Origin of the sequence: Streptomyces nigrescens (assembly GCF_027626975.1) — a bacterium.
Classification (GTDB): domain Bacteria; phylum Actinomycetota; class Actinomycetes; order Streptomycetales; family Streptomycetaceae; genus Streptomyces; species Streptomyces nigrescens.
Genome location: NZ_CP114203.1, coordinates 2,069,612 through 2,094,381, shown reverse-complemented (window position 1 = coordinate 2,094,381; position 24,770 = coordinate 2,069,612). Strand labels below are relative to the sequence as shown.

Annotated in this window: 24 protein-coding genes and 3 pseudogenes; 15 read left to right on the top strand and 12 right to left on the bottom strand. The window is 65.6% G+C overall.

Annotated features, from left to right (window positions below):
* Positions 1 to 56 precede the first annotated feature (56 nt).
* Positions 57 to 572 (top strand): winged helix-turn-helix domain-containing protein, encoded by a 516-nt coding sequence (locus STRNI_RS09480; RefSeq protein ID WP_277410304.1) that lies wholly within the window; start codon positions 57 to 59, stop codon positions 570 to 572.
* A complete protein-coding gene (locus STRNI_RS09475) occupies positions 569 to 1,159 on the top strand; it encodes a transposase (RefSeq protein WP_277410305.1) in 591 nt (196 codons plus the stop codon). The genes STRNI_RS09480 and STRNI_RS09475 overlap by 4 nt, the downstream gene beginning before the upstream one ends.
* Positions 1,160 to 1,199: 40 nt before the next feature.
* On the opposite strand, the gene STRNI_RS09470 is transcribed toward STRNI_RS09475, so the two are convergent.
* The 3 genes and pseudogenes from STRNI_RS09470 to STRNI_RS09460 form a co-directional block, all read right to left on the bottom strand.
* Complete coding sequence (locus tag STRNI_RS09470) at positions 1,200 to 1,925, bottom strand: hypothetical protein (protein WP_277410942.1); 726 nt, start codon at positions 1,923 to 1,925, stop codon at positions 1,200 to 1,202.
* 135 nt (positions 1,926 to 2,060) lie between these two features.
* A protein-coding gene (locus STRNI_RS09465; RefSeq protein ID WP_277410941.1) for an IS5 family transposase occupies positions 2,061 to 2,881 on the bottom strand; the annotation gives its coding sequence in 2 pieces (ribosomal slippage) (positions 2,061 to 2,521 and positions 2,521 to 2,881; 822 coding nt in all).
* Between the two features lie 203 nt (positions 2,882 to 3,084).
* A pseudogene (locus STRNI_RS09460) lies at positions 3,085 to 3,581 on the bottom strand (IS5 family transposase); the annotation flags it as partial.
* Between the two features lie 377 nt (positions 3,582 to 3,958).
* Here STRNI_RS09460 and STRNI_RS09455 point away from each other — a divergent pair.
* Positions 3,959 to 5,308, top strand: coding sequence for a hypothetical protein (locus tag STRNI_RS09455; RefSeq protein ID WP_277410940.1), 1,350 nt, complete (start codon positions 3,959 to 3,961; stop codon positions 5,306 to 5,308).
* Here the strand turns inward: STRNI_RS09455 and STRNI_RS09450 are convergent.
* Positions 5,281 to 5,523: pseudogene (locus STRNI_RS09450) on the bottom strand (transposase); the annotation flags it as partial. The gene STRNI_RS09455 and the pseudogene STRNI_RS09450 overlap by 28 nt on opposite strands.
* A gap of 110 nt (positions 5,524 to 5,633) precedes the next feature.
* Here STRNI_RS09450 and pip point away from each other — a divergent pair.
* Positions 5,634 to 6,593, top strand: coding sequence for a prolyl aminopeptidase (gene pip, locus STRNI_RS09445; RefSeq protein WP_277410939.1), 960 nt, complete (start codon positions 5,634 to 5,636; stop codon positions 6,591 to 6,593).
* Between the two features lie 3 nt (positions 6,594 to 6,596).
* Here the strand turns inward: pip and STRNI_RS09440 are convergent, their stop codons facing one another.
* Positions 6,597 to 6,728 (bottom strand): hypothetical protein, encoded by a 132-nt coding sequence (locus STRNI_RS09440; RefSeq protein ID WP_277410938.1) that lies wholly within the window; start codon positions 6,726 to 6,728, stop codon positions 6,597 to 6,599.
* A gap of 936 nt (positions 6,729 to 7,664) precedes the next feature.
* Here STRNI_RS09440 and STRNI_RS09435 point away from each other — a divergent pair.
* Positions 7,665 to 8,072 (top strand): annotated as a pseudogene (locus tag STRNI_RS09435) (transposase); the annotation flags it as partial.
* A gap of 13 nt (positions 8,073 to 8,085) precedes the next feature.
* On the opposite strand, the gene STRNI_RS09430 reads toward STRNI_RS09435, so the two are convergent.
* On the bottom strand, positions 8,086 to 8,637 hold the full coding sequence (locus tag STRNI_RS09430; protein ID WP_277413217.1) for a hypothetical protein: 552 nt from the start codon (positions 8,635 to 8,637) through the stop codon (positions 8,086 to 8,088).
* 462 nt (positions 8,638 to 9,099) lie between these two features.
* On the opposite strand from STRNI_RS09430, the gene STRNI_RS09425 reads away from it, so the two are divergent.
* Positions 9,100 to 10,422 (top strand): NucA/NucB deoxyribonuclease domain-containing protein, encoded by a 1,323-nt coding sequence (locus STRNI_RS09425; RefSeq protein ID WP_277410936.1) that lies wholly within the window; start codon positions 9,100 to 9,102, stop codon positions 10,420 to 10,422.
* Positions 10,423 to 10,466: 44 nt separating this feature from the next.
* On the opposite strand, the gene STRNI_RS09420 is transcribed toward STRNI_RS09425, so the two are convergent.
* Positions 10,467 to 10,928, bottom strand: coding sequence for a hypothetical protein (locus STRNI_RS09420; RefSeq protein WP_277410935.1), 462 nt, complete (start codon positions 10,926 to 10,928; stop codon positions 10,467 to 10,469).
* Between the two features lie 870 nt (positions 10,929 to 11,798).
* Here STRNI_RS09420 and STRNI_RS09415 point away from each other — a divergent pair.
* On the top strand, positions 11,799 to 12,476 hold the full coding sequence (locus STRNI_RS09415; RefSeq protein ID WP_277410934.1) for a DUF1266 domain-containing protein: 678 nt from the start codon (positions 11,799 to 11,801) through the stop codon (positions 12,474 to 12,476).
* A gap of 728 nt (positions 12,477 to 13,204) precedes the next feature.
* Here the strand turns inward: STRNI_RS09415 and STRNI_RS09410 are convergent.
* On the bottom strand, positions 13,205 to 13,855 hold the full coding sequence (locus tag STRNI_RS09410) for an HNH endonuclease family protein (RefSeq protein WP_277410933.1): 651 nt from the start codon (positions 13,853 to 13,855) through the stop codon (positions 13,205 to 13,207).
* A 231-nt stretch (positions 13,856 to 14,086) separates the two neighbouring features.
* Between STRNI_RS09410 and STRNI_RS09405 the strand changes: the two genes are divergently transcribed.
* The 3 genes from STRNI_RS09405 (at position 14,087) to STRNI_RS09395 (ending at position 17,160) form a co-directional block, all read left to right on the top strand.
* The gene (locus STRNI_RS09405; RefSeq protein WP_277410932.1) at positions 14,087 to 14,593 is read left to right on the top strand and encodes a hypothetical protein; all 507 of its coding nucleotides are present in this window, start codon (positions 14,087 to 14,089) and stop codon (positions 14,591 to 14,593) included.
* Positions 14,594 to 15,233: 640 nt separating this feature from the next.
* The gene (locus STRNI_RS09400; protein WP_277410931.1) at positions 15,234 to 16,289 is read left to right on the top strand and encodes a zinc metalloprotease; all 1,056 of its coding nucleotides are present in this window, start codon (positions 15,234 to 15,236) and stop codon (positions 16,287 to 16,289) included.
* Between the two features lie 70 nt (positions 16,290 to 16,359).
* Positions 16,360 to 17,160 carry a hypothetical protein gene (locus STRNI_RS09395; protein WP_277410930.1) on the top strand — a complete coding sequence of 267 codons (801 nt, stop codon included), beginning with the start codon at positions 16,360 to 16,362 and terminating at the stop codon, positions 17,158 to 17,160.
* A gap of 211 nt (positions 17,161 to 17,371) precedes the next feature.
* Here the strand turns inward: STRNI_RS09395 and STRNI_RS09390 are convergent, their stop codons facing one another.
* Positions 17,372 to 17,707, bottom strand: a complete 336-nt coding sequence (locus tag STRNI_RS09390; RefSeq protein WP_277410929.1) for a DUF6221 family protein — start codon at positions 17,705 to 17,707, stop codon at positions 17,372 to 17,374.
* Between the two features lie 825 nt (positions 17,708 to 18,532).
* Between STRNI_RS09390 and STRNI_RS09385 the strand changes: the two genes are divergently transcribed.
* The 5 genes from STRNI_RS09385 (at position 18,533) to STRNI_RS09365 (ending at position 22,068) form a co-directional block, all read left to right on the top strand.
* The gene (locus STRNI_RS09385) at positions 18,533 to 18,676 is read left to right on the top strand and encodes a hypothetical protein (protein ID WP_277410928.1); all 144 of its coding nucleotides are present in this window, start codon (positions 18,533 to 18,535) and stop codon (positions 18,674 to 18,676) included.
* 451 nt (positions 18,677 to 19,127) lie between these two features.
* Positions 19,128 to 19,784 carry a YeeE/YedE family protein gene (locus STRNI_RS09380; protein WP_277410927.1) on the top strand — a complete coding sequence of 219 codons (657 nt, stop codon included), beginning with the start codon at positions 19,128 to 19,130 and terminating at the stop codon, positions 19,782 to 19,784.
* The gene (locus STRNI_RS09375) at positions 19,784 to 20,200 is read left to right on the top strand and encodes a YeeE/YedE thiosulfate transporter family protein (RefSeq protein ID WP_277410926.1); all 417 of its coding nucleotides are present in this window, start codon (positions 19,784 to 19,786) and stop codon (positions 20,198 to 20,200) included. The genes STRNI_RS09380 and STRNI_RS09375 overlap by 1 nt, the downstream gene beginning before the upstream one ends.
* Positions 20,201 to 21,492: 1,292 nt before the next feature.
* Positions 21,493 to 21,807 (top strand): hypothetical protein, encoded by a 315-nt coding sequence (locus STRNI_RS09370; protein ID WP_277410925.1) that lies wholly within the window; start codon positions 21,493 to 21,495, stop codon positions 21,805 to 21,807.
* Positions 21,808 to 21,921: 114 nt separating this feature from the next.
* Entirely contained in the window at positions 21,922 to 22,068 is a 147-nt protein-coding gene (locus tag STRNI_RS09365; RefSeq protein ID WP_277410924.1) for an FG-GAP repeat domain-containing protein, read from the top strand.
* 525 nt (positions 22,069 to 22,593) lie between these two features.
* Here STRNI_RS09365 and STRNI_RS09360 read toward each other — a convergent pair.
* The 3 genes from STRNI_RS09360 to STRNI_RS09350 form a co-directional block, all read right to left on the bottom strand.
* The gene (locus STRNI_RS09360; RefSeq protein ID WP_277410923.1) at positions 22,594 to 22,812 is read right to left on the bottom strand and encodes a hypothetical protein; all 219 of its coding nucleotides are present in this window, start codon (positions 22,810 to 22,812) and stop codon (positions 22,594 to 22,596) included.
* A 552-nt stretch (positions 22,813 to 23,364) separates the two neighbouring features.
* Positions 23,365 to 23,583: a hypothetical protein gene (locus tag STRNI_RS09355; RefSeq protein WP_277410922.1), complete on the bottom strand. Its 219-nt coding sequence runs from the start codon at positions 23,581 to 23,583 to the stop codon at positions 23,365 to 23,367.
* A 17-nt stretch (positions 23,584 to 23,600) separates the two neighbouring features.
* Positions 23,601 to 24,674: a PP2C family protein-serine/threonine phosphatase gene (locus tag STRNI_RS09350; protein ID WP_277410921.1), complete on the bottom strand. Its 1,074-nt coding sequence runs from the start codon at positions 24,672 to 24,674 to the stop codon at positions 23,601 to 23,603.
* Positions 24,675 to 24,770: the final 96 nt, after the last annotated feature.

Here is a 24,770-nt window from a genome sequence, read left to right as displayed (position 1 = left end):
TGATCTTTTCGTAAGTTCGGTGGGTGTGGTGGCTTTGTGGGTGGGAGGCTGTCGGGATGGCTTATCGACCTTTGTCCTGTGCGTCTGGTTCTTCCGTACCTCCGTTGTCACGGCCGCAGTTGGCGGAGGCGCGTCGTGTTCGGGCGGTCGAGCTGTTTGAGGAGGGCGGGTCGAATCCGGAGATCGCGCGGGCGGTGGGAGTGTGTGCCGAGAGCGTGCGGCGGTGGAGGCGTGTGTGGGAGGAAGGGGGTGCTCCAGCCTTACGCCGGCGTCCGGCCACCGGGCGCCCGCCCAAGCTGAATGACGCCCAGGTCGAGACTGTGCGGGCCGCCTTGGAGCGAGGTGCCCAGGCTCATGGATTCGAGGCCGATCTGTGGACCCTGGAACGAGTCGGCGCGGTCGTCGAGCGGGTGACAGGAGTGTCCCTGTCACGGGCGTCGGTGTGGCGTTTGCTGACCGGCCGGTTGGGGTGGAGTCTGCAGCGGCCTGAGCGGCGGGCGGTGGAGCGGGACGAGTCCGAGATCGCCCGCTGGATCACGCACGAGTGGCCGCGCATCAAAAGGGGGCGGTGAACACACGTGCCTGGATCGTGTTCCTCGACGAATCAGGCGTCTCGTTGCTGCCCCAGATCCGCCGTACTTACGCACCTCGCGGCCGCACGCCGCTTCTGCGGCACCGGCTGAACTGGAAGCGTGCGTCGATGGCTGCGGCTCTGGGCTACCACTCCACCGACTTCGACCGCGGTCCTCGCCTGTGTTTCCACCTCAAGCCCGGCAGCTACGACACCATCGCTCTCATCGAGGTCCTTGAACAGGTCAAAGCGTTCTACCGTGGCGAGCCAGTGATCCTGGTCTGGGACGGCCTGTCCGCCCACTGGAGCCGGGCGATGCGAGCCTGGGTCACCGAGCAGGACTGGCTCACCCTCGAGCGATTACCCGCATACGCACCCGAGCTGAACCCGGTGGAACTGCTCTGGTCGTCGCTCAAGAAGCGCGAACTCGCCAACCTCGCCGGCGACCACCTCGCCGACGTTGCCGACGCCACCGAACAAGGCGTCCACCGGATCAACCACAACCAGCACCTGCCATGGTCCTACCTCGCCCACACCGGCCTGACCATCCAGCCACCACACCCACCGAACTTACGAAAAGATCAGTAGAGCAGCACTGGACTGGGCTCGGTAACGTCCACCATGCGGTTCAGTCTGCCGCGCGCGCGTGCCGCGTGGGCCCGGGGCAGTCGGATCTCAGCGGTGGCCCGGGCCGCGTCCGCCACCGCGTACCGAGCCAGCTGAGGAATTGCAGTGCGGTGCGGATCCTGGACTTAACGAACTCACTGGAGCCGTAGGTGATTCTCCGCCGTCGCGCGTTGCGACGTGCCCGGAGGATCAGCCGGTCGCGGGCAGATCGGCACTTGAGGAACATGGCGACGACCTCCTCGTCGCTGGCCCGGTCGACCTCGGTCTCGGGCTCCTGGACCCAGTGGCGGGCCCGCATCCGGTAGCGCATCCCACCGCTCTCGCCGCGAGCCTCCTCGGGCAGGCCACGGTCGTCACCAAGCTCGTAGATCTGTTCCAGCACCCAGGCCGGCGCCGCCTTGTTCATCACGGCATGCACGAGGAACATCCGAACCCCGCTCAGCGCCTTGTTGATTCGAATCTCGCCCCGGACTGGCCTCGAACCCGGCCCCGGCACCACGACTCGCCGCTGGCCGCCGTTCCCAGGAGTCCACTTGAGCCAGAGCATGAACAGCCCCATATCCCGGGCGGCGGTCCGCCAGTCCCGCTTGGTGCTGAGGCACCAGAGCAAAAACAGAACCAGAGCTTCGGCGTACGCCTTCGTCGTCGTCTCCGCCCGCCCCCGGGCCAACCTGAACTCCCGCAGGAAACGGTCCGCTTCCTCAATCACCCCCAGCTCGTCATCCACCACGGTCCAGTACCGGGTGCCCGATGGCAGCTGTACTGGGAATGCACGCATTGGTACCCCTACTCCACGAGTCGATCGCAACGATCCACCGCAGAGCCACCGCCGCAATGTCCCCAACGAGAGGGCTTAGAGGAGCTAACAGAATGCTTGGACGCGTCGGTAGGTGATCACGCAGCAGGCCAGTTTGAGGAAGGCTTCGTGAACGTCGTCGCGGATCTCCCAACGGATCCGTAGTCGACGGAAGCAATGGATCCAGGCATTCGTGCGCTCAACGACCCAGCGGACGGCGCCAAGCCCGGAACCATGTGGCATGCCTCGTCGTGCAATGACCGGCTTGATCCCGCGTTTCCACAACAGGCGGCGGTACTTGTCGAAGTCGTAGCCGCGGTCGGCGAACAGGTGCCGCGGCCGGTGACGCGGTCTGCCGGTGCGCCCCTTGATGTGGGGTATCACGTCGAGCAGGGGCAGCAACTGGGTGACATCGTGCCGGTTGCCACCGGTGAGCCCGATAGCCAGCGGGGTGCCACATGCATCAGTGATCACGTGATGCTTCGAGCCCAGTCTGGCACGGTCGACCGGGCTCGGGCCGGTTTTGGGCCGCCCCGACGTGCCTGCCGGTGCGAGCCGTCGATCACCGCCCGCGACCAGTCCAGCTTCCCCGCCTGATGCAGCTCGGTCAGCAACACCTGGTGAAGCCGGTCCCACACCCCGGCCTCGTTCCAGTCCCGCAGCCGGCGCCAGCACATCATCCCTGAGCCGAAGCCGAGCTCTTGCGGCAGCCACTCCCATTGAATACCGGTATGCAGCACGAACAGAATCCCCTGCAGACACCGCCGGTCGTCCAACGGCAGACGCCCAGCGTTGCGGGATCTGCGCTCACGCACTGGCAACAGAGGCTCGAACCGCCCCCACAAGTCATCCGTTACCACCCACGGCGGACGCTTCCCCTTCCCCATGACCTACCCAACGAGCCACCACAGACCGAGGTATGGCCACACAAAGGCTTTCTGTTAGCTCCTCTTAGTACGACGTCACACCACCGTCAGAGAACCCCTAGAGAACGAGGCCCCGGATGGCCGCATTGTGGTGCTCAGCGACAGTGATCTGGCAGATCTGCCCCTTCCCAGCGTGAAGGCAATCGAGGTGGTCGGCTTCCTGCCGTTCTGGGTCTTCCGAGTCCTGTCCGGGGAACCCGGATGCGGGCCATCAGGGCTTCGAATGCTGGTGCATCACCGGCCTGGCCTGCGGTGACAATGAGAGCAAGGGGGCGTGCTCGGCCGTCGCTGGCCAGGTGCACTTTGGTGCTCAGTCCGCCGCGGGAGCGTCCGAGTGCGTGATCGGCGGGTTCGGACCGGCCGATCGCCCCTGTTTGCCGGCTCCGGCGGCGTGTTGGTGGGCCCGGCAGACGGTGAAGTCCACCGACACGGTCCAGGCCACTTCGTCGTCGGCGTCCGCCGCGGCCAGGACGGCAGTGAAGATCCTCTCCCACGTGCCGTCGACGACCCATCGGAGCAGTCGCTTGTGGGCGGTCTGGAAGGAACCGAGCTCGTCGGGAAGGTCCCTCCAAGGCGAGCAGGTGCGGTACTTCCAGGCGATCGCCTCAAGGGTCCGGCGATGGTCGGCCCACCGTCGCCCTCGGACCGGATCGGCCGACATCAACGGCTCGATCCGGTCCTACATCGCATCAGTGATCACTAACCGGACAGACACATCCGATCAACTGACCAACTCATCAAAAAGACACGCTCTAGGCGGGCTACTCAGACGTAGTTCACGAATCGTTGGCCAGCACGTCCGTCTCGTCATGTTCCCTGCTTCCAACACGCACCCTAGTGCCTTCGACATGGAGGGAATAACTAATGCCACGTAGACCTGGATTCAACTATCGCTCGCGAAGACGGTCCCTGGCGGCGTTCACGGCAGTGCTTGGTGCAGCGATCGTCACCCTGATGCTCGGCCCGTTGCCAGCTGACGCCAATGAGGCCTCGCCCAGCTTGCGAACGGATGCGAGCACCTATGAATTGGGAGCAAAGGTGAACTTCACCTTCACATCTCCCAGCGATCAAGGTCGGATCACGATCTACAAGGTCGGGTCGACTCCCGGAAAAGATCAAGTGATCGCTGACGCAACGCTAGGTAGATTCGACGGCTCGATTCAGCCCGTCGCGACGTGGACAGGCGGACGCTACTACGCAACGCTGAGCGTCGCCACCTCGCCACCGAGCGGTTTCACGGAGCTCGCCAGGACCTCATTCACAGTTGGCAACTTCGACCAGCGGGCGCCGACGATCATGCAGGCCGGCCTACCAGCAGACAACCCGCTGGAGAAGGCGCAAGCCGCACTCGACCGTGAATCGGTTCCCGGGAATGAGGTGGCGCTGGACGACGCTTTCCGCATGGGCTCCGGATACTTTCGCATCAGAAGCAAAGCTACCAACAACTGCCTCGCTCTTCCCGCGGACAACACCCCCAGCGGTCCGACAACATGGACCCCGTGCAACGAGTCCTCACAAGTGTTCTACCTGACCCCGGGCCTGCACCCCGGAGGCTACTTCGTCAGGCCGCTGAGGGGACCGAACGGATGCCTCAAGGCTGTCCGATCGCAGGAGCCCGAGGTGGGTTCCTGGGCACCACAGTTCGGGAGCTGTTCCGATGGCCAAGATGAACATGACGCACTCACCACCAGCGGCAAGGCCAATGAGGCGTCTGCGGACCTGACATGGAACTTCTTCCCGGTACAGGGAGGAAGAGCCGTAGAGAACGCTCAGGTTGATTCGATTCCGCTCTCTGACATGGCACAATCGGGCAACTCCGTTCACATGTGCAACTGGGGCGCATTCGTCGCCTACTTCGTGTTCGACTACACCACGACCGATAAGACAGGAGTCGACACTGACGGGCACTACCAGTCCGGCACCGTCACCGCCGGGCAGTGCATCGAGGTGAACCCACCGAATGGGTACCTAGCCGGCACAGTCACCCCGGTTCTCCAAATGGAGGGTGCTGGCAAATGGGCCGCGATGGGCGCCACCACAATCGCTGGCTGGAATGCCGATCTGACCGTCCACACCAACGGCAACCTGTGCAACAGCTATGCCTGGACCACTGCCCGCTCGTCCAACGCCGCCGTCGCAATGGATGCATACCCCGGAACAGACTGCTGGAACGACACCACGAACGGAGTCAAGAACACCTTCACCTGGAAGGACGCCTACCACTACGTGGTCAGCATGCTCCCGATCGTCTTCCCCGGGGACAAGTCGATCGGATCCTCCCCGGAATCGCTCTTCTCAGGTCTTGGGAAGAACTTCGGGGCAAAGGTTCCTACCGCCACCAACAACTTGTACAAGAACATCTACTCAATCGGCTGGCACGCCACGTAACGACCGAGGGGGCTGCCTAGACTTGAGTTGACCGCGAGGGTGATGTTGTGCGGGCGGGCGATGCCAAGCATTGCGTGATGGACGCCGTCGCCCTTGAGGCGACAGTCGCGCAGAATGTTCCAGGTCGTCATGCGGGCGAAAACGTGCTCGACGCGAGCACGGACCTTGCGGTGGGAGGTGTTGTGCTCCTCCTTCCAGGCCGGGGGTTCGGCCTGGAAGGAGGAGATCCACACCGAGCCAGAAGGCCCTCGCCTCGTTCAAGCATCGCCCAAGCCCTGTCACCTGTCACCAACGTGCCGGGACTGCACACCTAGGATCGACGGTCATGGTTGATCTCTACCCTCCGATCAGTCCCTACGACCATGGTTTTCTCGACGCCGGGGACGGCAACCGCGTCTACTACGAACAGCTCGGCAACCCTCAAGGCAAGCCTGCCCTGAATGTCCACGGCGGCCCGGGGTCGGGTGCACCGCAGCGGCCGACGAGGGCTTGGGACCCCGAGCGCTACCGCGTCATCCGCTTCGACCAGCGCATCTGCGGTCGTAGCACCCCGCACGCAAGCGACCCGGCGGCGGACATGAGTCTGAACACCACGCAGCACCTGATCGACGACATGGAGCGGCTGCGCGAGCACCTCGGCATCGAGCGGTGGTTGCTGAACGGCGGCTCCTGGGGCGCGACGCTCATCGTGGCCTATGCGCAACAGCACCCCGAGCGGGTCAGTGAGATGGTCATCCCGGCAGTGACGATGACCCGCCGCACTGAGATCGACTGGCTCTACCGGGGTGCCGGGCGGTTCTACCCCGAGGCGTGGGAGCGGTTCCGCGACGGTGTTCCCGAGGACGAGCGGGACGGCGACTTGCTCGCGGCTTATGCGCGGCTGATGGAGAACCCTGACCGGGCGATCCGGGAGAAGGCCGCTGCCGACTGGCTCGCCTGGGAAGACGCGGTCATCTCGAACGAGCCTAACGGCGTGCCCGGCATGTACAGCAATCGCGAGGTCGACGCGCAGATCGCGTTCGTACGGATCTGCGCCCACTTCTTCAGCAACGGCGCGTGGCTGGAGGAGGACCAACTGTTGCGGAACGCCCACAAGCTGGCCGGGATCCCGGCAGTGCTGGTCCACGGCCGACACGATATGGGCAGCCCGGTACAAACGGCGTGGGAGCTGGCGAAGGCGTGGCCGGACGCGCGGCTGCACATCATCGAAGACTCAGGGCACGCCGGAAGCGACGCGATGCAGGAGGCGGTCCGGGCAGCCATCGAGGACTTCAAGAACCGGTGATCCTCAGGGCACGTAGAGGACCTCGAACTTGACCTTCGGGTTCCGGGCCGCGTAGTCGGCGAGCCAGGCCGCCAGTACCCGGTCCGAGACGATGACTCGGACCGGGACGCGGTTGGCCTGCGGCTTCTCCTTCATGCCTGCCGGTTCGTTTCGACCCAGGCCGAATCGGTCGCGTTGCACTGAGCAGGTCGCCGACCTCCTGTACCACCCACCTACCAGGGCTTCGCTCGTCTGTCAGCTCAACGCCCATGCCGATGCGGCAGATTGGAAAAGGCTCACTGTTCCGATGAAGCGCTGGGCCGCTGCCTCGGCGGGCTCACCTGCAAGATCGAGCGAGGGTGGTCGACGACCACTCGCTCGTCGTTACTCCAGGTCAAGTGGGGCGAGGATGCCCCGCAGATGATCCCGGTTCTCGAACGCATCCGTGCCCCGCGCCGCGGCGGTGGACATCCGTGCCAGTGGCTGAGGGGCCTCCCGTGTAGATCAAGGCAGGAATACACCTTGATTTGCACATGGCGGTAAGGAGAGCCTTCTGGCGTCTGCTGAGGGGAGGCTTGTTGAGTGCGGCCTTCATCTGGTCCTTGATCTGGGCCAGATGGTCCGCGCCGATGGGGTGGCCCTCGGCGCGGATCGCCGCGACGGGCCTTCGGTTGGGTTTCTGTCTTCCGCTTAACTCCGGGTGATGGATGGGGACGTGTCGGAAGAGGTGGCAACTGGTCTGCACCAGTGTGTTCCCGCAGGGTGCTCAACAAGGCGGGAGATGAGCCACGAGATGGCTAAGACCAGCGGGAAGAAGGACGAGAAGTACGCACGCTGTGGCCGCTGGAGTGCTGAAGGTTGCGTTGCCTGGGAGAAGGTAGTGGCGCGTGTACATTTCTACCCCGGGACGGCGGTGTTCTCCCGGCTGACTGCTTCTCTCCAGCCGGCGCCTGCCGCTTCTCAGCGGCCAGTCCTGTACCCCGCTGGAACATCCCATCGGCGGGGGTCGAAGTTACGAGGCATAGTCAAGGGTTCATTCGCATTCACCCGTCCACTCATTCCCCTTGCCTGTAACTCCCGGATGGAACGGGAGCCCTTGGGCGCGACAGCCGCGGCTTTGACGGCGGCAAGAACATCAACGGGCGCAAGCGGCACGTCGTGGTCGACACCCTCGGCCTGCTGCTGGGCGTGATGGTCACGAGCGCGGATGTCGGCGACCGCGCCGCCGCCCAGGTCCTGCTGCACCAAGTCGCCGACGCCCACCACCTGTTGGCCCTCGTCTGGGCCGACGGCGGCTACACCGGCAGCCTCGTCGAGTACTGCCTGGCCGCGCTCGCCCTGGTCCTGGCGATCGTCAAACGCAGCGGCGACATGCGCGGCTTCGTGGTGCTGCCCAAACGGTGGATCGTCGAGCGTCTCTTCGCCCACCTGATGCGCACCCGCCGCCTGGCGCGCGACTTCGAACGCCGCACCACCAGCGCCGAAACGATGATCTACTGATCGATGATCCTGCTCATGACCCGCCGCCTGGCCCGCTCACGCCCGCAGCGAGCGTGAACCGGCCCGGTGCCGGCTCGGCCAGCCAGCCGCGCGCGACCAGGCGTTTCGCCTTCGACCGCAGCGCCTCCACCCGCGCCGGAACCACGTCCATGCCGAACAAGGCGGCCATCTCCTGGCAGGTCATCGGCCCCTGCCCGAGCCGGGCCCGGTCCGCGAGCGCCTTGAGGATGCGCTGGTAGTCCACTGACAACGCCGACCACGCAAGCCCTTCACGCCAGACCGGCACCTGCGACTTCGCCTTCGCCGCTGCCGGCGTTGACGATGCCTCCTCGGCCTGCCCGTCGGCGGTCGGTGCTGTCCGGTCGGCCTGGTCGTGGCCATGCTCGGTCTCATCCGCCGGGGCAAGCACCTCGCCCACCCGCGAGCGAGCGATGGCCCATTCCTTCCAGTCCCACTCAGCCACGGCCAGTTCAGCCTGGATGCGGTCGGCCTCCTCCCGCAGCTCGTCCACGCGACGGCGAGCGACGAGCTCGCGCTGTTCCAGCAGCCCCACGACCGACGGCATCCATGACCTCCACAGCAGCAGCGGCGACACGACAGACCACCACTCCCACAGGATCGTCGACCCTATGCCCGACCAGCGAAAACGCCGTCCTCAAGCCCGGAAAGACAACAGCTTCTTAGGTCCAGACTCACAGAGTCATCATCACCCATGACATACCCATCCTGATCCTGGACGATGAACACCGCATCGCGTGCATGCACCGGGGGTCGCTGAGCGGTCTCTGCTCGGCGAGGACACGTCCCGCTGACATTTCCAGCCACGAGATGGGAATGTGCTTTCGAATTCTCAGGCTGCGCGATAAATGTAGGGGCGCACGCCATCACGGATGACGTGCTGTAGATGCGCGCAAGGGGGAATGTCATGAGATCCACGCGATACGGTCGCCGCTGGGTACCGCTGCTCACTGCGGCTGTGCTGGGAGTGGGGGCTGTGCCAGCGGTGTCCTCGGCCAATTCTTCGGCTGTGCCGCGCGTTGAGACGTATGTGCTGCCTGTGGGGACACCGACACCCACGCTCGAGGAACTGGAATCGGGGGAGGGGCTGCGCACGCTCGAGCAGGCGGCCGCGAAGGCAGGCGGGGCGCGGAACGCCCTCGAGACCGTGGGGCCGGCGGCCGGTTATGCCGCCAAATCCGTGAAGCCGTCGCTCGTTGGGCCCGCGTTATCCACTGCCGCGGGTAGCGCGGCGGCAACCGGCAGTGCGGCACTGGAGTATCCGGATCCGCCGCGGTCGATGTCGCTGGCCGAGTGCAAGGCCCACATGGGCGGGGACGCGAAGTACTACCTCAAGTCACGCTTTTCCGTATGCACTGCCCTGCAGATCACTCAGGTGTGGACCAGCACCAGGGGCAGGGTGGGTGCCAGCAACCTGACCTTCTACGTCCGTGGCTCAGTGCCCAAGGACACCAGCCGCACCATCAACTTCGACTGGGACGTCACCGACTTCACCAAGATAGGCAACCCGCCGACAAGCGGATTGATGTACACGGTCAAGGCAAACTTGCCGCAAACCTGGCCCGCCAACGCCAAGGTGCACTATGGCGGCACCACGCCCAACGCCAAGAGTTACGATCAACTTGCCAGGATGAGGCCGGCCCACTTCACCCACACGGTGACCGTGAACCCAGGTCAAGGCAACTCCGGCCGTACCGACCTGGTCGCGGCCATCTACGAACCAACGATCAGCGGCAAGCTGCCCCCTGGCTGGCTGGGCGACGGGAAAAGCGGTAAACCGTTCATGCTCGCACCGCGCTGGGACGCCGCTCCCTATCTTAAGAACTCCACCGGTGGCGGCACCCCGACCAAGCGCGGGGCCGCCTCCTTCGCCTACTTGGGGTTCCTGCACTACAGCACCAAGGCCACCGCGCCCGAGCGGGGCGTAGCCCAGCACATAAAGACCGCCTACACCCAACCGTCACGAACCAAACCCACCAACCCGGGGAAGAGGGTAGCTGGTCAGGACCCGGACCACCCGCTGCACCGCCTGTTCGCCGACACGGTCCGCCGCGACCGCAACCGGACTCTGTCTATCGCGGACTGCAAGCGCTACTTCGGTCCGAAGTACTCCGAGAACAACACCAAGGACTGCGACGAGTTCCCCTTCGCCTCCACTTACGAAGGCGCAGCGGAATTCGAGTACACCGGCGACGTCATGAAGAACAACTACTCCGTGCTGCCGGTCAACAAGAAGCAGAATGGCGACGCAGGAACCCTGCTCAAGAGCTTCTACGCCAAGAACCGCATCATCGACGGACTCGAAGACGGCTTCCTCGTCCAGATCCACTGACAGGCAGAAGGTGCGGGGCCCGCCGTCGCGTGCCCCGCACCACCTCACGCCTGTCCAGGCCAGAACTGCACGAGCCAACGCTCCACCCCGTGGACGACACCTACATCCTCGGTCATCCGCTCCACCGCAGCTCGCCCCGCCGACCCCACTCGCACCCGCCAAAGCCCCCCTGTCTCTCCCAGAAGCACGATGTCGTCCGCGCGTTCCATGCCCCACACCGCCAGCTCGCCGCCAGCCGTCTCGACCACCGCCTCCTCCTGCTCCTCCCAGTCCGCCTCCGGCCACGCAGCAGGGGGCCCATCCCACACCTCCACCGTGACCGCAGCGGTGTGCGTATGCCCGGCACTGTAGAAGTCGAGACGGCCCGGAAAAACGTTCAGATACTTCCCGAACTCGCTGCCGTCCGGATAGGGCACGGAGAGCGACGCATCATCCGACTCCTGCAGCGCGAAGCTGTGGTACTCCACATGTACCTGCAACTCCTGCCTTCGCACCAACTGCACCACGTTGCCTCCCAGTTCGAACGGTCTAGTGCGACCCTACTCAGGCCACCGGGGCGTCCCAGAAGGCATCCGCCCCGCGGCAGATAAACAGCGACACGGAGGGGCAGTCACGACTACACGAGGATGCCGATAGCCGCGTCGGGCTCAGGTGGCGAAGTGCAGGCCGTTGCTACGACTGTCGCGTAACTGACGGCATCTCCGCACCGAACCCTAGGAGGAGTTCGGACAGGGCGACCCACCACTGTGTCGGTCGGGAAAACCTGGCCCAGCTGAAGAAGGGCAGGCGTGCTCCCTGCCGACATGGGGGGGCGGAAGTCCGTGCCGCTGTTGAGAAGGAGGCGCGGCCGGGCGCGCGACCAGAGAGCCTCGGCCGGATGTGGACGCTGTCCCGCTGTGTTATTGCTCCTGCGCGCTTTGTAAGGTTCATGTTCATGGCGATGTGGAACCCACCAGCGGCCGTGGCCCAGCCGCAGCCTTCAGCGGTCTGGCAAGCGCCGACCGAGATCGAGCGAAAGCTTTACGAGGCAAAGGCGCGCGGTGACTGTTCCACCGATGTCCTATTGGAGCCCGGTCGTCGGCCAGTGGTGCGAAGTCGTCCTGACAGAAGGCGTCCTGCCGGCCCCCGTCCCCGATCCAGTGTTCGGACTCATTTCCCTGGGCGTCTTCGCCGAATCGTGGGGCAGCGATGAGCGGTGGCTGGCAGTCAACCCGGGCACGCCATGTGAGGCGTACTTCCCACCCAATCCGGGGTTGTGGAAGGCACATGCCGACCGGGCGAAGGGGTCGGACGTGCAGCGTGGCACTCTGCGAACCCTACGGGTGGGTGCCCCGCTCCAGGGTCCCGTCGCCCACGGGCTGGGGTGCGGGGCGCTGATGAACGTCGCCAACGGAGCCCTGTGGAACGCCATGGGCACCCACGGCAACGGCTACTTCCTGGAGCGCAAAAGCCTGGAACAGTGGTGGGGAGTAACCGACCAAAGCAGCTGGCAAGGTGCACTGGACGGCCTCCTCAAAGGCAGGGGTGTCAGGGGCCCATGGGAGTTCGTACTGGAGATTCGCAGCTCCCTGTCCCAGCAGTTCGGGGGCCAGGTCGATCCGGCACTGTGGCGGGAGACGGCTGAAAAGGTGTTGCTCCGCAGCGCTGCCGAAAGAGGCGGTACGGTCGACGCCGAGCTTGCCGGGGTGAAGCAGCTGATCGGCCGTATTACGCGCTACGAAGGCCGATTTCGCGCGGACGGCATCCTTGCCGCCAACAGTCGCGTGCGGTCCGCGCTGGCGTGGGACTACGGACGGGCTTCCTGCATGGCCCGCTGGGGAATCGGCGCCCGCTTCACGGATATCCCGGAGGCTGAACAAGCCGTAGTGCACGTCTCTCGTCTGAGCCAGATGACCTACAACTCCTGGGAAGAATTCGCGGCCGGCTACATCCTCGGGCGCTGCCTGCACTTCGACGACGAGCAATTCGGGCACTGGTACACGCAAATGCTCCACGCCCATCAAGTGCTGGCCACCCACGCCGAAAGCCCCTGGCGGACCATCTCCTGGGCCTGACACGCGTAGGACCACACCCCGCATCCCCTCGATCGGCCACCCACGCTGCCACGCCCCACGGCGGCCGCGGTCGGCAGTGCCCTGACGGAAGGTTGTCGGCCTCCAGGAACATCTGTGGTGGCGCAAGGTGGCTAGAGTGCAAAGTCTGACGCCTCCCAGCCATAACGTCTGCCGTCCGCGAGGGAAGGTCGCCGCAACCGATGGCTGCGGGTATGCGTTCTTTTCATCAGTGAAGGCCTCACGTGACGCTGTGGGCTGACGGGCTGTCGGGGATGGACGTTGGAGGGGCGAGCGTGAGCGTGTCGGTTGGAAGCTCACGGCCATTGTGACTGCGGTGGTCGGCGTCGTGTCGACATCACTGACTGGCTGCTGGACAGCCCTGATACCGGCCAGCTGGTCGGCGCCTCGGTGCAGACCGCCACTGGCATCGCCGCCCTGCTCTGGGCGTTATTGCAACGGCCGCCGGCCCGAGTTCCGGGCCCGGAGGGCCTGGCCCTCGGCACCGGGAACGCCGACCAACACCCCGAAGCCCAGGAAGACGCGCTCCGCGCGGCCAGCCCGCCGCGGCGGGCGCCACGCACCAGGGCCACCGCCACTGACCCAGTGCTGAGGGGCTGGTGAGACTTGGTCACTCGCATCAGCCACCAGATGCGCCGCAGGTCCACCGCCTGCGGCGCATCGCCAGTTCCGGCCCCGCCAGGAGACCTGGACGCGGCCAACTGCGACTGTTAGACCCGCTCGTACTCGACGTCGGTGTCTTCGCAGCCAGCGGCGAGTTGGCGCAGTGTGTCGCGCTCCGTGCGGTCGACGGTCAGGGACCAGCGGAGCTTTGTGCCGACCCAGTCGGAGAGGTAGGTGCACTGGGCGTCTGCGGCCGGTGGCGTCCACTCGGCGGGGTCCTGGTCGGCCTTTTGGCGGTTGCTGCGGGCGGTGACGGCGACGAGAGAGCGTTCAGCGCCGAGGTCGTTGGCGTAGGCCTGACGGCGAGCCGCGGTCCATTGGGAGGCACCCGAGTCCCAGGCTTCGGCCAGGGGCACCATGTGGTCGATGTCGAGGCCCGAGGGGCCATCGATGATGGTGTCGTCGTAGTAGGAGAACCAGGTCCCGCCGGTGAGCCTGCAGCCCGGACCTACGGCGGGCGGGGTGAGGGCTTCGGCGAGCAGGACTTCGGCCCGAGTGTTGCAGCCGTCCTTGTCCTCGTCGATCCGATGCTTGAACTTCGAGCGCTCGTAACCGTCGCGGGATTCGGCGGCGTGGGGGAGGGCTTCGATGGCGTCGTGGAGGCTGAGCGTCTCGGCGGCGTGCGCGGGGACGGCGGTAGCGAGGGGCAGCAGTGCGAGGGCCGCAGCTGCGAGGGCGTGGGCAGTCGTCTTGATCACGGTCTGTTGATAGCGCCGGCGCGCTGACCGCCGTGCAGGATCCGGATGGCGGTCACTCGGGGGAGTGGGTAGTCATACCGGCCCCGATAAACTCACGTAGGTGTCCCTGCTTGGCCAGCTGAAGTCGGCAAGCCGCTACGGCACCAGCTCCACGAGATCGATCGCCTGGGGCAGGAAGTCAGTTGTCGCGGCTGTAGGAGGCTGCGGTTCAGTCCGTCGACAGGAGCCCCGGTGACTCATGATGAGGCGCTCATGGAGCTGAGCCGTCTCGCGCACGAGCGAGCGTTCGGCGGATACTTCGGGTCCGACACGCTGATTCAGGCCGGTCTGGACGCACTGCTTGCAGGGGTCGAGAGCGAGTCCCTTGCGATGCTGGCCGGCCTCGGGCGCAACGAAGAGCTCGAGGCGCCGGAACTCTTCGAGCGGGTGCTGTACGAGCTGGGGCTCGACGTCGACGTTCCCGCCGATGCCCGGGCAGCGAGGTGGGCCCTGGCCTACTGGCTCGCCGGTCAAATGGTGGACGGTTCCCTCGCCCCTGCGGCCGGCGCCTTCCGGATCTGGCGTGACGTCGCCTGGGACCTCGATTACCCGGACGCACTGCAGCCGCTCGTCGTGTGTGCCTACAACCTCGACGACTGGCACGACAGCTGGGGCGTACCAGTTGAAAAGCTCAAGAAAGAAGCGATCGAGGCAGCAGCACACTTCCTGGCCCAGCAACCACAGGCTGAGCACGACTGAGCCCCAGCTTCGGTTCCCCAGTTGACGCGCCCCGTCGTGATGGGTAGACCCATGGAGCTGAGTGAGTTCGCGGTTGTGTCGCTTGAGCTTGGCGTTGCGGGCGACGAGCCTGTCGTAGCGGGTCGGTTCGGCTGGGCGCCTGGCGTCGGCGGTGCTGACCGGAGGGCGGCGATGTCGGGGAAGTGGCGGCGGAACGTCGTATTGCTCATGCCGAACTTGCTGGCCAGGGCCAAGACACTCGGTGGGGTGCCGTTGTCGTCCGCTCGCTGGCTGAGTTCTTCCAGTGCTGCCCGGACCCGGGTTTCGGAGGGGGAGTCGACGCGGCGGGGCATGCGGTCTCCGGGGTGCTGATGTTGCGACTGAGGAACGCCGTGATCTCGGCCCGCCGTGACACGAGGCGGTGCTGCATGAGGGGTGGCAGCGGTGGCCGTGCCGCCAGGCGCCGGTCGGCCGTTTGGTGACGATGGCTGGTTTCGGACTGTGTCACCAGACGCCCTATCGACAACTAAGCGTAACCACGTGAATGCTCTTGGTTGCCACGGGGGGAGTTGATCAACCGAGGAGGGTGGCTGATGGCGGTTGAAGTATTCGCGGGTTCTTCTCGTTTCTCACTCTGTTGGCCTTCCTGGAGGAGAAGAGAATGTCAGATCGAATCGAGTCGGCGCCGGCGGAGTTCACCCCGAGCGAGAGCGACTACGTTCCCGAGCCCCACCCAGAGGGGATGGTTGAGCGGGTCAGCGGCGAGAAGCGGTTCTTGGTCATTCACGGGATTTGGTCGCAGGGCGCCTCGAACAACGCCTCGGCTGCGGCAGTGCGCGACACGACACTGGGCGATGGCACAGGCAGGTTCCCCGACTACATCAGGCAGAGCACCGGGGGCCACTTGCGGGTGGTCGGTGACTTCGTCGGTGACCTCGATCTCGGCGCCCGGCCCGCCAGCTGCGACCACTCGGATCAGCTGGCGAACGCGCGACGGCTGGCCCAGCAGGCCGGGTACGACTACCGCGAGTACGACTACACCTTCTTCGCCAAGCCCTACAGCAGCGCCTGCAACTGGGGCGGGCTCGCGGCGATGCCGGGGAACTGGTCCATCGCCAACGGAAATGGCGGTTCCCTGTCGGTGTGGACCCACGAGTTCGGCCACAACCTCGGCTTCGCTCACATCCGGGAGCGGATCGACTGCCCGATGCAGGACGAGGTCGTTGATGTCGACGGGTGCACGTCCAAGGGCAGTGGGGGCGATACCGGCGACACCATGGGAGCCGGAGGTACGGCGCGCTATCCCACCATCTACCGTTCATTCCACGGCTGGTGGAACGGGCAGGAATCGGTGAAGATCACCCGCACCGGCACCTACCAGCTTCGGGCGCTGGGCACCAGCGGCGTTCAGGAACTGCTCCTGCCGGTCGCTGGAGGAGATGTGAGTCTGGAGTATCGACGGCACAACCCCCAGTATGAGACCCGTGATCCGATGTACTTTGAAGGTATCTCGATGCGGCAGCCCCGTGTGAGCGGCCGCGTCATCACGAACGAGATCATCGATGGCTCACCCCATATCGCCGGCCTGCACAAGGTGCTGCAGCTCGGCCGGTCGGCGGAATTCCGCGCATCCGGCCTAATGGTCAAGACCTGTGCGCTCACGGAATCACATGCCGAGGTAGCGGTCGCCTTCCAAGGCGATCCACTGCCCAATTAAGACAACCGCCCCGACATACCGCTTCACTCAGTTGGTCACTGACCGACTATGCACAATGTTGGAGGAATCCGTGCGCGACGTCCGGCGTGCCCGCAGTGGGGCCCTGCGAACCAGCGGACTCCTGAGCGAAGTGGCGGCCAAGTACGACCAGGTCACCCGGCTCATCGAACGGCACGCAGCGGATGAAGCCACGGAGACGGACCTGCTCGCCGCGCTGCTGGTGATCCGGACGCTGCGCGACAAGCTGCAGCTCGATGAGGGACGCATCATCGGCGCGCTGCGCGCCAAGAAAGTCACCTGGGCGCGAGTGGCCACCGCGCTGGAGATGCGCACCCGTCAGGCCGCCGAGCGCCGCTATCTGCAACTGCGCACCGACCTCGATGACTCGTACGGCGACTCTCTGAACCAGGCCGACCGCGTGGACTACTACCGGTCCCAGCGCGACCGCCGCGCCGAGGCCCTGTGGGCCGACAGGCACCAGGACGAGATCGTTGCCCTGGCCCGCCGGCTCCTGGCCATCCCCGATCTGCAGCAGCGAGCCGACCGGTCCGCCAACGCGACGAGTGCCAACGCCCAGGCCGCAGAACTCGCCGCGAAGGCCGGCAAGCCCACACCGGAGCCCGCATCCATGCCGTCGCCCGGCCTGCTCGCCGAGTGCCTGCCAGACAGCACCGATGCGACCTCGCCGACCCCCGCGGAGCAGAAGCGGATGCACATGCTCTTCGGCCTCATCGGACACGCGGTCGACCCCGGTTACATCGACCTGAGCGACCACGACGGCATCGTCCGCGACATCCGTCAGCTCTACCGCGACGCCGGCCCCGCCGCCCCCCGCGTCCGCTACGAGCGCTCGCCGAACCACAGAAAGTAGGCGACGGAGGTGGGGGTGCCGCAGCTGCCCCAGCGTACCGGCCCTGCGACCTGGCCTTTCTGGGCGGCGCAGCCATCCCTCGGTGCTGGCTCGCTGCTGTTCGCGTACGGCAGCCCGAGTGTCCACGCGGCAGTCGCCCCGCCGGGCTGCCGTCGCTAGCGGGGCGACTGATAGGCCGCCCCCTGACAAGCCGACTGTCAGCAGCTCCCTTTCATCGTGGACGCCACTCCTGCTGGTAGTCAGGATGCCGCGCATACGGCTGCGCGAGCAGTGCCAGGGCGTGGCTCAACGCAGCGGCCTGGCCCTCCAGCCGGGCGGCATCGACGAGGTCATCCGTCTGCACCGGAATACCTTCCGCCGTCATTTCCGCGACCCGCCGTGTGGCACCGGCGGCCAGGATGGTTGCCCTCTCGCAGGCGTCCACGACGGCCTGCCTGGAATTCACTTCGGCGACGACCGACTGCCAGTTCTGCATCCGAAGCGCCATCGCGCTCTGGCGTTCTTCGGTGCAGCGGGCCCGCAGAAAGTGGATGAGGTCATCGATCAAGACAGTCCTTCGGAGCAGGAAGGGCCGCTGTTTGGACGGCCCCCTTAAGTCAGCGCGCGGAGGCGGGAACGTGTCACATCAGGACATTAGGTACCACAGCACCCCGTCGACACCGCATCAGCATTCGCGCATGAGTGAGGTAGTCCTCTGGTCCGGGAGTGGTCAGCCCAGGCACAGCACGCCTGAGGCGTCGCAAAGAGCCTGAAGTGCACATAGCCGGCTGATTACCTCATGCCGAGCTTTTCGCCCAATCGACTAGCCGGGCCCACCAGCCACCCCCCGATCGGTTTGATGAACCCTCTGAGCACCGAGGGACCCGTGCGTGTCGCGGCGACTCACCCTGCCGGGCCGGCGCCGATTCCGATCGAGTCGTCGCCTTCACTGCGCGCGCACCCCTGCGTTCCGCAGACTCACACGTGCACCGCTGAGCCGTCGGCACATCCATGAGCACTTGGTCCACATGCCTCCCGCAGCCCTCATAGGTCATCTTCCGGCACGACCGACAGACAGCACGCTGACACATGATTCTTCTCCATTAGCTCTTCATTTGATATCCATGATATTCACGCCACCATCACAAGGAACTCCAGCGCTTTCACCCGATCCGCAAACAGCTAGCTCATATCGGCACGGCCGCGACTATGGGGTCGAATAGCGGTCCAAGTGACCTTATTGTCGGTTATGAATATCCGGACATGAGGGGTAGGCGCTGCATATCCGTCGCGTGGAGTATCTCACCAAGTAGCGCCAAGTGGTCTGATTGAAAAAATACCTTGAATTTGCTCGGGGCATCGAAACAGTGATTGCATCCCGCACGGTCGCGGAATGGAGGCGCAGAGCTTTATTTTCGCTGCCCGTCACCGCGTTGCCTTGCAGATCGTCGACCGGGCGCGGCAAGGGCAAGAATCGAGAACGGCAACCGCTCTTCCCAAACGGGTGGTGTGCGCCGATCAGGAAGGAGCAACGTGAGTTGCTCACACGCCGTAGGATGCCCCCTTTTCCCCCTACTTAGGGCGAGCTTGCAAGGTTGGCGCGAATACTACTGCGACAGCGACGATCGGTGGCTCGACTGTGCGCGCTACCAGATGTCACTCACCGGCGAGCGCGTGCCGATCAGCTTGCTGCCCAGCGGAGCCCGCGCGCGACACCTCGAAGACGTCACCGAGGCGGCCCGGTCCGGAGCCGTCAACCAGCCAGCGCCCGCCCGCCCCTATGAGCAGTCAGGACCTGGAACCGTGACACCGGGGGCCACAGCCCACTTCGGGGCGACGTCTCCGCCAGCACCTGTCTGGCATCACCAACCGTCACCGCCCCACCAGATTCCCCAGCCCTCCAACGGCCTCGGTCGACGAGCGCGGCAAGCTCCCAGCTCGAAGCGCGGCTGGTTGGCTCGGTTTGCCGATTGGATGAGAGGACCCGCATGAGTACCTACTGGCCCTGGTGGGCGGGCGCTATCGGGCTCGCTCTGGTCACCATCAACCACACCCTCATCACCGATCGGTCTCTCGGGGTGTCGTCCGCATGGGATCGCGTGTTGCACTGGCGCCGCGAACGCCACCTCGAGCAGATGGACGAGGAGTTCACCGACGATCAAGCTCTCGTCGAGGCGCTCGCCGCAGCTACAGCGGAGCACTTCGGTACCGGCACCGGCGCGTCCACCATGACGCAGGCTCCGTACGAGAAATCGCAACCGCTCGAAGCAGACATCGAAGCGGCGGCGGATGACAGCCCCGCAGCCACAAACCGGCGCCCGGCCCCGCTGGTAACCCAGGCTGCCCTGCTGATATCAGTCTTCCTCGGCGGGCTGATCGCCGCGGTCACCTCCGGGCGGTTCCACCTCCGCTACGACATGGGTCCGGGTTTTCGGGACCTGGTCACCGCCAATCCGACCGCCATGATCGCCGTGCTGTTCGTAGGAGGCGTGCTGGTCGGCTTTGGCACTCGGCTGGCCGGTGGGTGCAGCTCCGGCCACGGACTTAGCGGCTGCGGCCGTCTGCGCCCGGTCAGCCTCGTCGCGACCGCTGTGTTCTTCGGTACCGCCGTCGTGGTGTCGTTCCTCCTGTGGAAGGTGATCTGATGCGTACCCGGGGCGCGATTCTGCTGGCCAGCATCATCACAGGACTGGCCCTCGGCTATACCGTCACCAACATCGGCTTCGGCGATTACGCGGAGCTGAACCGCATGTTCACCTTCCAGGACCTGCGCATGTTGCTCTCCTTCGCCGGCGCTGTGGTGATCATCGTGTGCGCGTTCGCTCTGCTGCGGGTCCGCCGCACCCCAGGGCGGATCCACGCCGGCGTGATCCCCGGCGCGGTGTTGTTCGGTACGGGCTGGGCGATCTCAGGTGGGTGCCCTGCAATCCCGATCATCCAGATCGCCAGCGGATACCTGCCTGCCCTGGTCAGCATCATCGGCGTCATCGTCGGTATGCGACTGTGCCGCTGGGCCAACGGCCGATACTTCCACCTCGACCGCGGCTCGTGCGGGCTGTAACCAAGGACGCCCACCCACACGAGCCGTGGAGGCAGGGGCTCTCGCTTTGGCGATCCCCCCCCGACATCCTGCGGCACCCCATGCACTCCTCGGCCTGGGGTGCCGCAGACCCGGCTGCTGTGGGGCTCACCAGAGGACGAAGAAAAGTGCATGATTCGCAGCGTGGTCGCGGCGGCTTCAAGTAGCGCTGTCCACAAGAGCGATGGACTTGTGCCCCTCTCTCCACCAGTGACATTCCAGGGGCACGGCACGCTGGATCAAGTGACCTGATCATGGGGTCGAGGCAGATGTCGTCCTGCCATGCCTTGCACTTCGCCAGCCAAGCATCGCGTTCGGCCTCTCGGCCGCGTTGGGTGAGGGGTTCTGTCGTCAGGCTGCGGCGGCTGAGAACGGATTGCGGCATCGATGAGGGCTATGCGCACTTCCGGTCCACAGTATTGCCATTGCTCGGCGACGCGTCGGGCGGTGGCATGGCCCAGCTGCTGAATGAGAAGCAGTGGGCGTCCTGTAGATCCGAGCGGGGCCGCGCCACTTCCAGGAGTAGCTTCGTCGGCCCAGCTGCTCTGCGGCTGTCAGTAAGTGCTCAGCCGTGACGACGGGCGTGGCCAGTACAGCCTTGAGCACCTGCTCGTCGTATTGCCTTCCGAATGACCGTGTTGCGGGTTTCGTTGCTTACGTCCGGCCGGGAGGAGAAGCGCGCAAGTTGGAGTGCCCTGAGGGAGACGCTAGTGCCCGGATCGGAATCGATCACTGAATTGGTGCTGATTGGTCCTGCGGCGCAGCAGCCGATAGCGGTCTGCGGTCAGCACGTACCCGCACCCCCCTCTGTGAGACCCGACACCTGCTGTGCGGCTCAGGTTATCCACCACTGCAACAGGCACTGTCATCTGCTCACGAGGGATGAGGCCGACGCGGGCGGGGGCTCCAGAGGGGAGCGGTGCCGCCCGCGCCGGGCGGCGGATCCGCAGGCACGGGGGGAACCGTCGGATCCGCATGGGCCGATGACCAGTCGGCTACTTCTACTGCGTCACCGGTTAGTTCCTCGTTACACCCGCACGGCCAGGTGCCTGGAAGAGCACATATGTCCTTACGTATCGGACGTATCGCACAGCCGAGTAACGTGACAGCACCCTGCGACGCAGAACGGCATGCGGGCGCGCATGGTCGTCCCCGTATGCGATCACGGTCAGGGTGACTCCTGTGGGGGGTGGCCACCCTGGCCGCGATCGGTCCCGCCGCCTAGACGCTGCGTGCGTCAGATTGCGACTCCCGTGAGCCACAGTTTCGAATCCGTGTCCGTAGGTGATCGGTACTCCCGCAGCGGCGGCGGCACCCCCGCAAAGCGGACGGCCCTGATCATCCACACGATTGCCGACATAGCCGCCGCGTTCTTGGGGCTCTGGATCGTGTTCCACCTGCTCGACGCGAACCAGGGCAACGTCTTCGTCCAGTTCGTGAAGGGCGTGGCCGACTCGCTCGCCTGGTGGGCGCGGGACATCTTCACCATGGACACCGAAGGGCTGCGTGTTGCCCTCAATTACGGTCTGCCTGCTGCGATCTATCTGCTCGCCGGACACCTGATCGCCGGGCGGGTGCGCCGCCTCTGACCAGGCCCGGACGCCGGGCCGGGGCAGGGCGTTCTTGACGGGCGCGGCTCCCTTGCCCGGTGCTGAACCGACTGCAGCAGCGAGGCTCCTCATGCAACGCCGGCGTGGGCGTCGGTGACATCGACGGGCGACGGCAAGACGGACCTTGTCTCCCGCGACACCAGCGGCAAAGTCTACCGCAACAGCATCGACGGCAAGGGGTCGTTCAGTGCCCGTGCGCAGATCACGACGGGCTGGCAGGGCTACAAGGGGCTGTTCTGAGCAGGTAGTTGACCGATGAGTAGATAGCCGGTGTTGGGGCCCGTGCGACTCGATGCCGTACGGGCCCTTTGCCGTTCGTCAGGCACCTGTCAGGCAGCCCTCAGGCGCCCGCCACGCAGAGGTCAGGCATCATCCGCAATCGCCCAGCCCAGGCGGGGCGGTGGTGCTGACTGGTGCTGTCGCGGGTGCCTGCTGAGACACGCCGAGCAGTCGACAGGCATCCCCCTGGCTTACCCGCAGGTCCTCGGACAGCGTGCGAGCGGCATCGGCGAGTGCCTTGTGCTCTGCGGCCTCGGTCGCGGCGCGCTGTCTGCGTGCGGCCAGCACACTCTCCAACAGTGCGGCGACCTCCGGAACCACCAGCGTCAAGCCGACCGTCTCCGGTTGAACACCCAGCGCTTCAACGATGGCGTCGCGCCATGTCCTCAGCCTCGTCGAGAGTGCGGGCGGAATTCTCTCGTGGGCCGGAAAGCGTGAACCCCGGGACGATGGGTCCCGGGGAACGCCGTGGAGAGATGGCCGCGGTCAGAGACCCGTGGTCTGCACCGTGACCAGGCCGGCGACCTGTGAGGTGGGCAGGGCGGGGGCGAGGGACTGGGCGGTCCCGGCGACATCGCCGACGCTTACGGCGGCGCCGTGACCGGCGACCTCGCCACCGGCGCTGGCAATGCCGCCGGCAATGGCGTCAAGCTCGCTGTCGGAAATCTCGCAGACGTCTATCTCCGGGGTGAAGCCGTTACGCATGGCGTGCCTTCCCTTCAATGCTGTGGATTTTGGACTCGCACCGACCCGGGTGACGGTAATGTCAATAAGGCCGGTTCCACGGCCGCTGCCCACTCGACAATAGTGTCGATGGCGACGGTTCGTGCTCGCAAGATGCAATCACGTGGGCGGAGTGCCGGGCAACTTACCGTCCGGTTTTTTACCTACCGGAAATTCGCCGCAAAAATTCATCTGACCTGCGAATTTGTCCGTCTCCGGGTGGCGAATCACCGCGCATGCCCTCTACGGGACAACCTTCCGGGGAAAGCCCCCCACATGCCCACTGCGGGCATATCTGCATGTGCGGTCGGGTGATCGGCCGGGCGGCGGCTTCCCGGTGAGCTGAGATGACATGAGATGTCGCTATCGATGAGATGTTTTCCCTTGCGGGCAGATGTTTCCCTCTTGCCGTGGATTTTTTTGCAGGCGACCTCAAACGGTTTTTAGGGGCGGTGGTCGGAAAACGCGTGCGATCGTGACCGCGCCCGTCGCGACCGTGCTCCGCCGTCCGGCATTTATTCCCTGTTTCGGGCGTTACGGTCCGATGGTGCTGGTGGCGTGTTTCTTGGCGTGGGTGCCGGGGCGCACGATGGAGTTGACGACGACGGAGACGTCGGTGAGGCCGAGTTCCTCGAGCAGCGGCGCGTACGCCAACGCCAAGCGGCCGGGCGCCCCCGACGGGCGGGCGGCCTCGCAGGAGCTGGCCGGGAAGGCTGCCGTCACTGGCCGCCAGACCTGTCCCGACGGCGACATCTGCCGGATTCTCCGGCTCACTTGGCTGCCGGTGCTGTCGAGGATGCGGGGGTGCGTGAGAGTGCGATCATGGCGGCGTCGTCGCCCAGGCTGCCGTCGCTGTGGGCGAGCAGGTCATCGCGGATGTGCCGGAGGAGCGCCTCGACGCCGTCGCCGTCCCACGATGCGATGCGCTCGGCGAGCGGGTAGAAGGCGCCTGCGCGATCGCGGGCCTCGATGACGCCGTCGGTGTAGAGCAGCAGGAGGTCGCCGGCCTCGAAGGGGAAGGTTTCGACGCGGTAGCCGGGGTCCGTGAATTCGCCGAGGCCCAGTGGTGGTTCGGGTTGGCGGACCTGGAGTGGTGTGACCTGGTGATTGCGTAGGAGCAGGGGTGGTGGGTGTCCGCAGTCGATGAGATGGATGACAGGTTCGTCGTCGGGGATGTCGAGGAGGGCGGCGGTGACGAAGTCCTCGTCGGCGTCATGGTCGGTCTCGGTGAGCTCTGCCAGGCCGCGGCTGACGCTTTCCTCCAGGTAGCGGGTGAGTTCGGCCAGGGTGGCGTGTTGGTGGGCCGCTTCACGGAATGCGCCGAGGAGTAGTGCGGCGTCGCTGATGGAGCTCAGTCCCTTGCCGCGAACGTCGCCGATGATCAGTCGGGTTCCGTCGTCGGTTCGGGCGGCGGCGTAGAGGTCGCCGCCGATGTGTGCCTCGGCCTCGGCGGCCAGGTAGACGGAGGCGACCTTGAGAGGGCCGATGCGGCGAGGGAGCGGGCGTAGCAGGACGCGCTGTGCCGTCTCGGATACCGAGCGCACCTGTGTCAGCTGCTGGTGGTGGCGCTCGCGCAGCTCGCAGAAGATCACGATGACCGCTGTGACGATCACGAGGGCGAGGATTTGCATCTGGTGGTTGAGCGTGATCCATCCGCCACGCACCAGGGCGATGATCAGTTGGGCCACTACGGCCAGGGCCCCGATCGACGCCACGAGCCCGGCCCCGCCGATAGCGGCCGTGATTGCCGGGGCTGCGACCAGCAAGGGGCCGAGGTGAACGTCAGGCGGGGCGAGGATATCGACCACCGTGACGACCACGATCAGGCCGAGGGGGAACACCACCAGTACATGACGGGGTCGCCACGACCGACGGAGAACCGATGGCGGCTGCCGCAGGCGCACATCTCCTATGTACACCGTCGGCGGCTCGGCGGCCCG